Source organism: Bradyrhizobium sp. 191 (assembly GCF_023100985.1).
In the GTDB taxonomy this organism is placed as follows: Bacteria; Pseudomonadota; Alphaproteobacteria; order Rhizobiales; family Xanthobacteraceae; genus Bradyrhizobium; species Bradyrhizobium diversitatis.
In genome coordinates this window covers 1,635,161-1,647,806 of sequence record NZ_CP064692.1, presented here as the reverse complement: position 1 = coordinate 1,647,806, position 12,646 = coordinate 1,635,161, and the positions used below count along the sequence as shown (strand labels likewise).

11 protein-coding genes are annotated in these 12,646 nt (G+C 63.6%); 2 read left to right on the top strand and 9 right to left on the bottom strand.

Going from position 1 to position 12,646, the window contains the following annotated elements:
• Window positions 1-33: 33 nt before the first annotated feature.
• The 9 genes from IVB23_RS07650 to IVB23_RS07610 all read right to left on the bottom strand — a co-directional run bounded on the left by IVB23_RS07650 (window position 34) and on the right by IVB23_RS07610 (window position 9,726).
• Window positions 34-822: a fumarylacetoacetate hydrolase family protein gene (locus tag IVB23_RS07650; RefSeq protein WP_156505528.1), complete on the bottom strand. Its 789-nt coding sequence runs from the start codon at window positions 820-822 to the stop codon at window positions 34-36.
• Window positions 819-1,838: a 2-dehydropantoate 2-reductase gene (locus tag IVB23_RS07645; RefSeq protein ID WP_247803125.1), complete on the bottom strand. Its 1,020-nt coding sequence runs from the start codon at window positions 1,836-1,838 to the stop codon at window positions 819-821. The genes IVB23_RS07650 and IVB23_RS07645 overlap by 4 nt, the downstream gene beginning before the upstream one ends.
• A gap of 300 nt (window positions 1,839-2,138) precedes the next feature.
• Window positions 2,139-2,567 (bottom strand): CBS domain-containing protein, encoded by a 429-nt coding sequence (locus tag IVB23_RS07640; RefSeq protein ID WP_247803124.1) that lies wholly within the window; start codon window positions 2,565-2,567, stop codon window positions 2,139-2,141.
• A 177-nt stretch (window positions 2,568-2,744) separates the two neighbouring features.
• Window positions 2,745-4,067, bottom strand: a complete 1,323-nt coding sequence (oxlT, locus tag IVB23_RS07635; protein WP_061883384.1) for an oxalate/formate MFS antiporter — start codon at window positions 4,065-4,067, stop codon at window positions 2,745-2,747.
• Between the two features lie 254 nt (window positions 4,068-4,321).
• Window positions 4,322-5,611: an oxalate/formate MFS antiporter gene (oxlT, locus tag IVB23_RS07630; RefSeq protein ID WP_061883315.1), complete on the bottom strand. Its 1,290-nt coding sequence runs from the start codon at window positions 5,609-5,611 to the stop codon at window positions 4,322-4,324.
• Window positions 5,612-6,002: 391 nt separating this feature from the next.
• Window positions 6,003-7,502, bottom strand: coding sequence for a tripartite tricarboxylate transporter permease (locus IVB23_RS07625; protein WP_247803123.1), 1,500 nt, complete (start codon window positions 7,500-7,502; stop codon window positions 6,003-6,005).
• Window positions 7,503-7,544: 42 nt separating this feature from the next.
• Window positions 7,545-8,036, bottom strand: a complete 492-nt coding sequence (locus tag IVB23_RS07620; protein ID WP_247803122.1) for a tripartite tricarboxylate transporter TctB family protein — start codon at window positions 8,034-8,036, stop codon at window positions 7,545-7,547.
• 81 nt (window positions 8,037-8,117) lie between these two features.
• On the bottom strand, window positions 8,118-9,125 hold the full coding sequence (locus IVB23_RS07615) for a tripartite tricarboxylate transporter substrate-binding protein (RefSeq protein WP_247803121.1): 1,008 nt from the start codon (window positions 9,123-9,125) through the stop codon (window positions 8,118-8,120).
• Between the two features lie 463 nt (window positions 9,126-9,588).
• On the bottom strand, window positions 9,589-9,726 hold the full coding sequence (locus IVB23_RS07610; protein ID WP_194388353.1) for a hypothetical protein: 138 nt from the start codon (window positions 9,724-9,726) through the stop codon (window positions 9,589-9,591).
• 260 nt (window positions 9,727-9,986) lie between these two features.
• Here IVB23_RS07610 and zigA point away from each other — a divergent pair, with 260 nt between their 5' ends.
• Both zigA and IVB23_RS07600 read left to right on the top strand, forming a co-directional pair.
• The gene (gene zigA / locus IVB23_RS07605) at window positions 9,987-11,192 is read left to right on the top strand and encodes a zinc metallochaperone GTPase ZigA (RefSeq protein WP_247803120.1); all 1,206 of its coding nucleotides are present in this window, start codon (window positions 9,987-9,989) and stop codon (window positions 11,190-11,192) included.
• A gap of 122 nt (window positions 11,193-11,314) precedes the next feature.
• A complete protein-coding gene (locus IVB23_RS07600) occupies window positions 11,315-12,628 on the top strand; it encodes an Hsp70 family protein (RefSeq protein WP_247803119.1) in 1,314 nt (437 codons plus the stop codon).
• Window positions 12,629-12,646: the final 18 nt, after the last annotated feature.

The window sequence follows — 12,646 nt, the reverse complement described above, 5'->3', positions numbered from 1 at the left end:
GCGCGGGATCAATTTTGTTGCGCTGCGGGGCGGTTACAGCCGAAACTCGTTGGTCAGCTCGCCGATGCCGTCGATCGAGACGGTGACCGTGTTCACCGGCTCCTTCATCACGCCGACGCCGACGGAAGTGCCGACGGCGATGAGGTCGCCGGGCAGCAGGGTCATGTCATGCGAGATCCCGCTGACCAGCTCCTGAGCGCTGAAGATCATGTCCGAGATCGGATAGTTCTGCCGCTCCGCGCCATTGAGGATGGTACGGACCACGAGCGCGGCCGGATCGATGCCGGTCGCGATGACGGGTCCGAACGGGCCGTAATCGTCGATACCCTTTGCGCGGGCCCATTGCGGGAAGGTGGGGTCGCGCGTCAGGATGTCGTTGGCGGTGATGTCGTTGACGCAGGTGTAGCCGAAGATGAAGCTATCCGCTTCTGCCGGCGACACGCGCGCGCAGGCTTTGCCGATGACGATGCCGAGCTCGCCCTCATAGGTCGTCTTGCCGTCGTAGGAGGACGGGCGGCGGATCACCGCACCGGGGGCGGCGATGCTGGTGGTGGCCTTCAGCAGATAGAGCGGCTCCGGCGGCTCGGGTTGGTTGAGCTTTGCCGCGAGCGCGTGGAAATTGTTCCAGAGCGCGACGATCTTGCTCGGCGCGCAGGGCGCGAGCAGCTCGACCTCCGACAGCGACAGCGTCTTGCCGGTAGCGGTGCTGCGGCCGAACATCTCGCCTTCATGCACGCTGATGCCTGATGGGCTCAGCGTGCCGAAGCCGGTCGCGCCATTGCTCCGGAAGCGGAGCCACTTGTTGATCTCGCTCGCCATCATGCCACCGCCAGTGCTCGCGGATCTGATGGCGTCGAGACCCCGTCATAAAGGCCGGCGATGCGGGCGCGCTGGGTCACCATGGCCAGCACTGAATCGAGCGCAGGCGTGGCGATCCCGGTAAGGCGGCCCATCTCCTGCACCACCGTGACGAGCGGATCGATCTCCATCGGGCGGCCGCGCTCGAGATCCTGGAGCATCGAGGTCTTGTGCGCGCCGACCTTGCGGGCGCCCTCGATGCGGCGCTCGACGTCAACGCGGAACTTGACCCCGAACGTCTCGGCGATGGCTTGCGTCTCCACCATGATCGCGCGGGACAGTGCGCGCGTCGCCGGATCGGTGCAGATCACGTCGAGCGTGGCGTGGGTCAGCGCGCTGATCGGATTGAAGCACACGTTACCCCACAGCTTGAGCCAGATCTCGTCCCGGATGCGGTCGAGCACCGGCGCCTTCAGCCCGGCGGCGACGAACAGGTCGGCGAGACGCTGCACGTCATCAGTGATCTCGCCGGAGGGCTCGCCGAGCGGAAAGTTGTTGCCGTAGACGTGGCGGATCACGCCGGGCGCCTCGATCTCGGTGGCGGGATAGACGATGCAGCCGATGGCGCGCTCGGCGCCGATTTCGCGCCACTGCCGCCCGCCGGGGTCGATGCTCTCCAGCGTCGAGTTCTCGTATTGCCCGCCGTGCTTGTAGAAGTACCAATAGGGAATGCCGTTGACGGCCGTGACGATGCGGGTGTGAGGCCCGAGCAGCGGCCGCATCTTCTCGATCACGCCGGTGATCGAATGCGCCTTCAGCGTAATGATGATGAAATCCTGCACGCCAAGCTCGGCGGGATCGTCGGTGCAGCGCGGATGTACGGTGTGCTGCTCCTCGCCCGCGAGCAGCGTCAGGCCGCGCTCGCGCATCGCGGCAAGGTGCGGGCCGCGTGCGACCAGGCTGACATCGGCGCCCGCACGCGCGAGCTGTACCCCGAGATATCCGCCGATTGCGCCGGCGCCGTAGATGCTGATCTTCATGAAATCCTCGCGGAACCAAGATTGGGGAAATGGCTCGATCGGTCGTGACACAGGTTCGCTGCACCTCTCCCGCTTGCGGGAGAGCAAAGGCCGCCTTCGGCGGCCGTTCTTGAGAACGCCGAAGCCGAGCTTCGGCCTTGGCGCCCCGGGGCGATGCGAAGCATCGTCCCGAGCGCGGCGGGTGAGGGTTCTCTCCTCTTGAGGAGTCTCGCTTGGCGGAGACAGCCCTCTCCCCAACCTTCTCCCGCAAGCGGGAGAGGGCGCGCAGCTGTTCCGTGACTGAACGTAAGGCGAGCTCTTTTAGGCTGCCGCTTGCGGCGCGCCGTTGAGGGCCTCGTCGACGGCCGCGGCGATGTCGCGCATGCTGATGACGGAGATGAGGCTGTAATCGTCGATCACGGGCAGATGGCGGATGTGATGACGGTTCATCAGATGGCGGACGTGCTCGATCGGATCCGAGGAGGTGCAGGATACGAGCTGCTGCACCGAGACGAGTTGCGAGACTTTGACATTGACGGCGTTGGTGCCGTGCTCGGCGACGGCGCGCACCACGTCGCGCTCGGTGAACATGCCGACCGCGGTGTTGCCCTCGGAGCGGACCACGTCCTTCACCACCAGAGCACTGATGTTGTTGGCGCGCATCAGCTTGGCCGCGATACCCACCGTTTCGTTCATACGCACCGTGACAACGCGCGGCGTCTTCTTGCGCAGAATGTCTCCGACCAGCATTGCAACCTCCCTGGGTGAGTGACGGGAGAAGTGTGGTATACATAATGCCAATCGTCAAGCGCTGGATTTGGCTGATCCGAAAAATCTTGCGACAGTCATACTGACGTTTGTCGTGGGCCAAAAAGAAAAGGGACGCATCGCTGCGCCCCTTCTCAAGCATGCAAATCCGTGTGGTGCTTACACCGTCTCGGTTTTGGCAGTGCCGGCGGCGGCGCCGGTGCTCTCGGCTTCCTTGCCGAGGATGAAGGAGCGGCGCAGCGGCTTGATCACGAGCAGCGCCGTCAGCGCCGCCATTGCGTTCAGCGCCACCGCGACCACGAACACGGCCTTCCAGCCATAGGCGGTGGAGATCACGCTTGCGAGCGGGACGAGCAGCGAGGCCGTGCCCTTGGCGGTGTAGAGCATGCCGTTGTTGGTGGTCGCGAACTTCGCACCGAAGGTGTCGCCGCAGGTCGCGGGGAACAGCGAGTAGATTTCGCCGAACACTCCGAAATAGACCGCGGTTGCGAGCACGAAGATGGTCGGCAGGTGGCCATAGGCCGACAGCGTCAGCAACATCAAGGCAGCGGTGCCGAAGGCGATGAACATGGTGGGCTCGCGGCCGATCGTGTCGGAGACCCAGCCGAAGAACGGACGCCCGAAACCGTCGAAGATGCGGTCGAGCGAGATCGCGAACGTCAAGGCCGCCATCTGGAAGCCGGCGAGCGTTACCGGACTATTCGCGATCTTGTAGTCGTGCGCGATCGGGGCGATCTGCGCCGCGGTCATCAGGCCGCCCGAGGCAACCATCACGAAAACGAGATACATGACCCAGAAAACAGGGGTACGCAGCACCTGCGGCGGCGTGAAGTCGATCTTGGTCTGCGGCAGATTGAGCTGCTTCTTCTTCGGCGGAATCGAGATCTGCGGCGGCTGGATGAAGAAGGCGAGCACGAACACGACGACGCCCTGGGCGATGCCGAAGGTGAGGAACGCGTGCTGGTAGCCGCTCGAGGCGATCATGCTCGCGATCGGCACGATCGTGAGTGCGGCACCCGCGCCGAAGCCGGCGGCGGTTGCACCTGCCGCGAGACCGCGACGGTCGGGAAACCATTTCAGCGCGTTGCCGACGCAGGTGCCGTACACCGCGCCCGCGCCGAGGCCGCCGATGATCGCGGCTGCGTAGAGCAGGGTGAGGCTATCGGCGTAGGAGTTGAGGATCCAGGACAGCGCGATCATCGCGCCGCCGAACATGACGACGATGCGCGGGCCGTATTTGTCGACGAACCAGGCCTCGACTGGCACCAGCCAGGTCTCGGTGACCACGAAGATGGTGAAAGCGAGCTGGATCGCGGCGCGTCCCCAATGATGGGCGGCGTCGATCGGATCGACGAACAGCGTCCAGCCATATTGCAGATTGGCGATCATCGCCATGCAGACGATGCCCATGCCGAGCTGGAGCCAGCGGAAGCCGGTGCGAAGCGGCGCGGCGGTGACGGCGCCATCCGGGCTGGAAATCATCAGAACCTCCCAACGCGCCCGTCTGTCGTACATCAGATTGCCAAGATGACCTGATGTCGCAAATGTTGTGTCTTATCGTCGCAGGCGTCGTTCGGAGATTGGTATACGATATTCCAGATTGCAAGTCCTATCTTGGCTCGGCGTTCACAAAATGCGGCGGGGTGGCCGCATCCAATCGCGGCGGTCTCCTGCCAAACGAAAACGCCCGGCCGTGAGGGCCGGGCGTCGGTCTCGCGTGAACTGCGGTGGAGCGGTCAGATGGTCGATTTCGCGACCACGACCTTGCGCCAGGGCTTGAGCACCGCGATCGCCAGCAGCGAAGCCAGGATGTTGGCGCCGGCCGCGATGATGAACACGGCGTCCCAGGTCCCCGACGATTGCTGCATGTAGTTGGCGATCGGCACCAGCAGCGCGGCGGTGCCCTTCGCGGTGTAGAGCAGGCCGGCATTGGTGGTCGCGAACTTGGCGCCGAACGTGTCGGTGCAGGTCGAGGGGAACAGCGAGTAGATCTCACCCCAGGCGAAGAACACGAAGCCCGAGAGCAGCACGAACCAGATCGGATCGTGGCCCCAGAGGTAGAGCATCCAGATGCCGAATCCTTCCATGCCGAAGGCGATGAACATCGTGTTCTCTCGGCCGATCATGTCGGAGATCCAGCCGAAGAACGGACGCGTCAGGCCGTTGAGCACGCGATCGATCGTGGCCGCGAAGGTCACCGCCGTCATCGTCACGGCCATCAGCGTCACCGGCACGCTGTCGACCTTCCAGTCAACCGCAATCGGCTTCAGGTTCGCCGTAACCATCAGTCCACCGGCGCCGACGATCACGAACATGAAGTACATCAACCAGAAGATCGGCTGGCGCAGCACTTCGGTCGGCTGATAGTTGCGCCGGGTCTGGATGATATTGGCATTCGCCACCACGTTCGGCACCTGGCCCGCTTTCGGCGCGAGCAGGAAGAAGGCGAGGATGCAGATGATGATGCCTTGTCCGAGGCCGAAATAGAGGAAGGTGGTCTGGAAGCCGCTGTCCTTGATCATGGCCTGGATCGGCGCGACGGTCAGCGCAGAGCCTGCACCGAAGCCCGCGGCGGTGATGCCGGCGGCAAGACCGCGTTTGTCCGGAAACCACTTCAGCGCATTGCCGACGCAGGTGCCATAGACGCCGCCGGCGCCGATGCCTGCGATGATCATGCCGAGATAGTAGCCGTTGAGCGAGGTCGCCTGCGCGTTGATCGCCCAGCCGATGGCGCAGAGCACGCCGCCGACCAGCACGACGATGCGCGGGCCGTATTTGTCGACGAACCATCCTTCGACCGGTACCAGCCAGGTCTCGAACAACACGAAAAGGGTGAAGGCCCACTGGATCGACGCGCGATCCCAGCCGAACGTCTTCTGGATGTCGGGGACGAAGAACGTCCAGCCATATTGGTAATTGGCGATCATCACCATCGCCATCACGCCGATCGCCAACTGCGCCCAGCGATACGCATCGCTTACGCGTGCGGCACTGGGGGCCGCTGCCGACTGCACCATGTCCGTCATTAAAAACCCTCCCGAATGCGCCGATCATTTTTATGCATGCGCTGCTCGCATCCTGGTATTCATTATGCCAAGATTCAAGCGAAGGACGGGAGGTGCGGCGAAATAACGCGGGCCTGTTCAGATGCGCCATGAGGGCTGGATTGTAAAGCCCCAATCGCTGCCGGTCTGCCCGCGGAAGCGGCGGTCGATCCTGTTCAAGTGATTGATTTAGCCTTTACTTTCGCATCGTCCCGACGCCGCAAGACCGCTGTTGAAAGCCCGCGCGTTGGGCGATTCTCCACGCGCGCTGCCGACGTGCGGTCCGTCGCTGACCACGCGATTTCTGGAATTCTATATTCCAGAAGTCCGACCTGCGGCAATTTGGCGATGGTGCTGATGGCGCGGTCGCGCCTCACGCCATCGACGTGCGCAACCGGCTATAGCCTTCCTGGATCGCGGACCAGAACAAGGCGACCAGACCGAGCGCCATGATCGTGCTGACGAGGCCGTTGGAGAAGAACACCCCGAGCGATCCCTGCGAGCCCAGCAGCGATTGGCGGAAGGCTTCCTCGGCCTTGTCGCCGAGCACGATGGCGAGCACCAGCGGGGCGAGCGGGTAGTTGCACTTTTTCAGGAGATAGCCGAGCACGCCGAACACCAGCATCAGCATCACGTCGAAGGTGCTGTTGTGCACCGAATAGGCGCCGATCGCACAGAGCACCAAGATGAGCGGCGCGATGATGCCGAAGGGCACGCGGAGGATCGCGGCGAAGATCGGCACGCAGGTGAGCACGACGATGAGGCCGGCCAGGTTGCCGAGATACATCGACGCGATCAGGCCCCAGACGAATTCCTTCTGCTCGACGAACAGCATCGGGCCGGGCTGCAGGCCCCAGATCAACAATCCGCCGAGCAGGACGGCGGCTGTGGGCGAGCCCGGCACGCCGAGCGAGAGCATCGGCAGCAGCGCTGCGGTGCCCGCGGCATGCGCGGCCGTCTCCGGCGCGATCACGCCTTCGATCTCGCCCTTGCCGAAATTGTTGCCGCGTCGCGCCAGGCGCTTGGCAATGCCGTAGCTCATGAAGGAGGCCGGCGTTGCGCCCGCGGGCGTGACGCCCATCCAGCAGCCGATCAGGCAGGAGCGCAGCGAGGTCATCCAATAGGTGGGCAGCTCGCGCCAGGTCTGCAGCACGACCCGCAGGTTGATCTTCGCGTTGCCGCCGCGGAACGCCAGCCCTTCCTCCATTGTCAGCAGGATCTCGCCGATGCCGAACAGCCCGATCACGGCGATCAGGAAGTCGAATCCGTTGAGCAGCTCCGTGATGCCGAAGGTCAGCCGCAACTGTCCGGTGATCGAATCGAGGCCGACCGCCGCGAGCGCAAAGCCCATCATCATCGCCGCGATGGTCTTGAACGGCGGCTCCTTGCTGAGGCCGACGAAGCTGCAGAACGCGAGGAAGTACACCGCGAACTTCTCCGCCGGACCAAATCGCAGTGCGAAGCCCGCAACGAGGGGCGCGACGAGCGTGATCATGATGACGGCAAACAGCGCGCCGACGAAGGAGGAGGTGAAGGCGGCGGTCAGGGCTTCGCCGGGCCTGCCCTGTTGCGCCATCGGATAGCCGTCGAAGGTGGTCGCCACCGACCATGGCTCGCCGGGAATGTTGAACAGGATCGAAGTGATGGCGCCGCCGAACAATGCGCCCCAATAGATGCAGGACAACATGATGATCGCCGATGTCGGCGGCATGCTGAAGGTCAGCGGAAGCAGGATCGCGACGCCGTTGGCGCCCCCCAGCCCCGGCAGCACGCCGATGATGACGCCGAGCGTGATGCCGATGATCATCAGCATGATGTTGTAGGGCTGCAGGGCGACCGCGAAGCCGTGAAACAGATTGGCCAACTCTTCCATGTCAAAACGTCCTGCAGCAGCAATTGAATGAATGCGTGGCTCTCACAGGCCGAGCCATTCCTCGAGCGGCCCCTTGGGCAGCGGGACGAGGAACCAGCGCTCGAAAACGAGATAGGTCAGGACCGGCATGCCGATCGCCACGGCGACGACGGTCAGCCAGCGATAGCCGCCGAGCCAGCGCATGAACCAGGCGATGAAAACCATCGAGGCGACGTAGAGGCCGATGAACGGCATCGAGCCGACATAGATCGCGGTCGGCACGACGACGCTCATGACCTGGCGCAGCTGCCCCCATTCTGCGAACAGCCGGCCATCGTCGTCGCGTTGCGCATGCCAGAGGTTGATGGCGCTCGCCACGACGATGGCGGCGCCGATATAGAAGGGGAAGAAGCCGGCACGCGGACCCTCCGCGCCCCAGTTGATGCCGGCCTTCAGGCTGCCGAAGATGACGACGAGGCCGAAGACGCCGATCAGCAGCGCCATCCCGATTTCCAGCGTCTTGTGTGCCGGGCCGCGTTCAGATCGTTCAGTCATGGGACCTCCAGGGCGGAAACGCAGTCCTTCGCGGTGGGCGCGAGGACGAGCAGCGTCCTCAGCCATCGTCGAAGTCGCGGCTCAATTCGCCGATGCGAGGAAGCCGGCTTCCTTCATCAAGCCTTCGTGGCGCTTCTCCTCGGCCTCAATCCATTTGGCGTAGTCGGCGCCGGCCAGGAAGGTCGTGTTGAAGGCGCCGCTCTTCATGAAGTCCTGCCATTCCGGCGTGGCGCGCACCTTCTTGAACAGCTCGACATAGTATTCGATCTGGTCCTTCGTCGCCTTGGGCGACATGAAGATGCCGCGCAGCATGAGATATTCCATCGCAAGCCCCTGCGACTTGCAGGTCGGAATATCCTTCCAGGCCTTGCCGTCGGCGATCGGTTCGTCATAGGCCATCGGCTGGGCGTCGAAGACGCAGAGCGGACGAAGCTTGCCGCCGCGCCATTGCGCGACCGCTTCGATCGGATTGTTGACGGTTGAATCGACGTGATTGCCGACGAGCTGGACGGCGACTTCGCCGCCGCCCTTGTAGGGAATGTAGGTGAACTTGGCGTCGATCGCCTTCTCGATGCCGACCGTGATGATCTGGTCTTCCTGCTTGGAGCCGGTGCCGCCCATCTTGAACGAGCCGCTTGGTGCCTTCTTCGCGGCGTCGACGTAATCCTTGACGCTGTTGTACGGCTTCTCGGCATTCACCCAGAGCACGAATTCGTCGAGCGCCAGCATCGCCACCGGCGTCAAATCCTTCCAGTTGAACGGAATGCCGGTGGCCAGCGGCGTCGTGAACAGGTTCGACAGCGTGATGATGATCTTGTGCGGATTGCCCGACGACGTCTTCACATCGAGGAAGCCTTCACCGCCCGCGCCGCCCGCCTTGTTGATGACGACCATCGGCTGCTTCATCAGGTTGTGCTTGGTGACGATGCCCTGAATGGTGCGGGCCATCTGATCGGCGCCGCCGCCGGTGCCCGCGGGCACGATGAACTCGACCGGACGGACCGGCTCCCAGGCTGCCCGGCTTGCGGTGCTGCTCGCGCACGACATCGCGATTGCCGCCAAAGCGACACTCAGAACGGATGGCTTCATTTGCTTCTCTCCCTGTCGAACCCTCAACGCAGCCGCTCTTTGTCGACTTGCGTCAGCCCATCTCGATTCAGATGCCTGGTGTCACCCTTGCGGTCGATCTCCCATGGCAGTCCCGATAGAAACTGTATGAGGAGGGACGACGCGCGGCATCCGCTCCTTTCGGCTAAGGTTCCGCCAAGGCTCGCGGTGCGTGTGCCCTCGGCTGTTCCCGTCCTGCGTTATCTTTCCTCGCCTTACACCTTGGATTGTGCAATCGTTCTTGCTTGTCCAATGGTATGCGCGATGCCAGCGAACAAACAATCGGATCGGCAGTCAGTCCGGCGGACGAATTGTCGCAGCTGAGGTCGCAAGCCCGGGCAAGGAGGCAAAAGAAAATGGCCCCGAACGTGCGGGGCCATTTGACCGAACCTGGCGTCTGCGGGGTCTGTCAGCTCCGCCGTTTGGCGGGCGGACAAGGCCTTTCTTACAGGCCGAAACGCGGCAGGTCGCCGTTGTGATTGGAAATCTCGGCGCTCGCCATCAGGAAGCTGTCGATCGCGGCCATCAGGCGGGCGAACAGCGAGGCGGAGGGGGCAAGCGCGACGGAAGCGGTCTTGGACATCGGAAATCCCTTTCTGGAGACAGTCAGCCTTGCTGCCTCATTTCGAAGGGTAGTTTATGTATACCAGATGCCAGCGTCCATGCCCTTGTTTGCATAGCAACATTCGTTCTTCCGCATTGCGGCATAGCCGGTGAGGCGCTCAGGACAGAGCGCCTTGACAAGACGCGCCAAACAGAGAATGTAATGTTATAACATTACATAATGAGATGCCGTGTTTCGCCGCCCTCGACCCATCCCGCTCAAAAGGCTGTTCGATCTCCATGCCCAAACTCCCCGTCACCGTCTTGTCCGGCTTCCTCGGGGCTGGAAAGACCACTTTGCTGAACCACGTCCTGAACAACCGGCACGGCCTGAAAGTGGCGGTGATCGTGAACGACATGAGCGAGGTGAACATCGATGCGGACCTGGTCCGCGATGGTGGTGCCAACCTCTCGCGGACTGATGAGAAGCTGGTGGAGATGACCAATGGCTGCATCTGCTGCACCCTGCGCGACGATCTCCTGAGGGAGGTACGTGCGCTCGCCCAAAGCGGGCGCTTCGATTATCTGCTGATCGAATCGACGGGCATTTCGGAGCCGCTCCCGGTCGCAGCGACGTTCGATTTCCGCTCGGAGGACGGCGAAAGCCTCTCCGACATCGCCCATCTGGACACGATGGTGACGGTGGTCGACGCCGCCAACCTGCTCAAGGATTATTCCTCGACCGAGTTCCTCGGCGAGCGCGGCGAGGCGCTGGACGGCGACAAGCGGACGCTGGTCGATCTCCTCGTCGAGCAGATCGAGTTCGCCGACGTGATCATCCTCAACAAGGTGGACGATGCCTCGCCCCAACAGCGCGAGGCGGCACGCCAGATCATCCGCTCGTTGAATCCCGAAGCCGACATCATCGAGGCCAATCACAGCCGCGTGCCCTTCGACCGCGTGCTCAACACCGGCCGGTTCGACTTCGAGAAGGCCCAGCAGCATCCGCTCTGGTGCAAGGAACTCTATGGTTTCGCCGACCACGTGCCTGAGACGCAGGAATATGGCGTGAAGAACTTCGTCTACCGCGCCCGCCGGCCGTTCGATCCGTCGAAATTCGACAAGTTCGTCAAGGCATCCTGGCCGGGCGTGATCCGGGCGAAGGGTCATTTCTGGCTGGCGACGCGGCCGCAATGGCTCGGCGAGATCAGCCAGGCGGGAGCGATCGTGAGGACCGAAGCGCTGGGTTTCTGGTGGGCAAGCGTCCCGAAGGAGCGGTGGCCGGACGATGAGGCCTGGCGCAAGCGGCTCGGCCAGTATTGGGACAAGGTCTACGGCGATCGCCGCCAGGAGATCGTGTTCATCGGCACCGGCATGGACGAAGCCGAGATCCGCCGCAGGCTCGACGCATGTCTCGTCCCGGAAACGTCGACGATGGACATCGCCGCATGGTCCGCTCTCGCCGATCCGTTTCCGGCCTGGCGTCGAGGCGATCAATCCAGCTGATCGGCGTGAATGTCAGAGTCTCGGCGTGAGGTCCGGGGGCGACCATTTCCGACCAGGTCTTGCAAGGGGACGACAAAGCCGTTAGTGCTCTGCCCCCTTCCAATCCTCCGTCAGAGTGGTTCATGTCGAGCGCCTCGCCCGCCGTCTCGATCGGCATCGATTTTGGCACCAGTAATACAGTCGTCGCGATTGCGGCGGACGACCGCCGGGTCGAGGCCATCCGCTTCAATCATGGCGGACAGCGCCACAGCGTCTACGTGTCGGCCCTGTGCTTCTGGGAGGACCGGCCCGGCGCCGGCGCCCAGGCCGAGGGTGGTCCGTGGGCGATCGAGCAGTTCCTCGAAGGCCGCCACGTTTACCGCTTCCTGCAGTCGTTCAAGACGTTTGCGGCGAGCAGCAGCTTCAACACCACGCAGGTGTTCCGGCAGCGCTACAAGTTCGAGGATATTCTGGCGGCCTTCCTGCGGACGCTGGCGCGCCATGGCGGCGGGAAGTTCGGCTTCGAGGCGGCCAACATCACGGTCGGTCGCCCGGTGCGCTTCGCCGGCGGCAATCCCGACGAGGCGCTGGCGATGCAGCGCTACCGGGCCGCGTTCGAGCGGCTCGGCGCCGGTCACGCGCGCTATGTCTACGAGCCCGTCGGCGCGGCGTTCTCCTTCGCGCGCCGGCTGGAGCGGGATGCCACCGTGCTGGTTGCCGATTTCGGCGGCGGCACCAGCGATTTCTCCGTGATGCGTTTCTCGCGCGCGGGCGGCAGCCTTCGCGCCGAGCCGCTCGGCCATGCCGGCATTGGCATCGCCGGCGACACCTTCGACTATCGCATCGTCGACCACGTCGTCTCGCCGCGGCTCGGCAAAGGCTCCAGCTTTCGCTCGTTCGACAAGGTGCTGCCGGTCCCGAGCGGCCACTACACCAACCTCGCGCGCTGGCATCAGCTGGCGATGATGAAGAGCAACGGCGATCTGCGCGAACTCCGCGAACTCCAGCGCACTGCGCTGAAGCCTGACCTGCTCGAGGATTTCATCACCATCGTCGATCTCGACCTCGGCTTTTCGCTCTACCGCGCCGTGTCCGATGCCAAGGTCGCGCTGTCGGCACAGGACGAGGTTGACTTCCGCTTCAAGGGCGGCGGCGTCGATATCGGCGCGGCCATCACGCGGAAGAATTTCGAAGCCTGGATCGCCGACGATATCGCCCGGTTGGGGGCGACCGTCGACAAGGTGCTGGGCGAGGCCGGCATCACCGCGCGCGAGATCGAGAAGGTGTTCTTGACCGGCGGCACGTCCTTTGTGCCGGCCGTCCGGAAGCTGTTCGCCGAGCGGTTCGGCAACGAACGGCTGATGTCAGGCGACCAGTTCGAGTCGATCGCCTACGGGCTGGCGCTGATCGGGCATAGTCCCGATCCGGATCGCTGGGCGGCAAGTCAGGTCGCGTAGCTGGCGGCGAGCAGCCTC

Bases quoted from the DNA above. Each gene is read 5' to 3' on its own strand.
- IVB23_RS07650 (WP_156505528.1), bottom strand. From the start codon at position 822: ATGATGGCGAGCGAGATCAACAAGTGGCTCCGCTTCCGGAGCAATGGC.
- IVB23_RS07645 (WP_247803125.1), bottom strand. From the start codon at position 1,838: ATGAAGATCAGCATCTACGGCGCCGGCGCAATCGGCGGATATCTCGGG.
- IVB23_RS07640 (WP_247803124.1), bottom strand. From the start codon at position 2,567: ATGCTGGTCGGAGACATTCTGCGCAAGAAGACGCCGCGCGTTGTCACG.
- oxlT (WP_061883384.1), bottom strand. From the start codon at position 4,067: ATGATTTCCAGCCCGGATGGCGCCGTCACCGCCGCGCCGCTTCGCACC.
- oxlT (WP_061883315.1), bottom strand. From the start codon at position 5,611: ATGACGGACATGGTGCAGTCGGCAGCGGCCCCCAGTGCCGCACGCGTA.
- IVB23_RS07625 (WP_247803123.1), bottom strand. From the start codon at position 7,502: ATGGAAGAGTTGGCCAATCTGTTTCACGGCTTCGCGGTCGCCCTGCAG.
- IVB23_RS07620 (WP_247803122.1), bottom strand. From the start codon at position 8,036: ATGACTGAACGATCTGAACGCGGCCCGGCACACAAGACGCTGGAAATC.
- IVB23_RS07615 (WP_247803121.1), bottom strand. From the start codon at position 9,125: ATGAAGCCATCCGTTCTGAGTGTCGCTTTGGCGGCAATCGCGATGTCG.
- IVB23_RS07610 (WP_194388353.1), bottom strand. From the start codon at position 9,726: ATGTCCAAGACCGCTTCCGTCGCGCTTGCCCCCTCCGCCTCGCTGTTC.
- zigA (WP_247803120.1), top strand. From the start codon at position 9,987: ATGCCCAAACTCCCCGTCACCGTCTTGTCCGGCTTCCTCGGGGCTGGA.
- IVB23_RS07600 (WP_247803119.1), top strand. From the start codon at position 11,315: ATGTCGAGCGCCTCGCCCGCCGTCTCGATCGGCATCGATTTTGGCACC.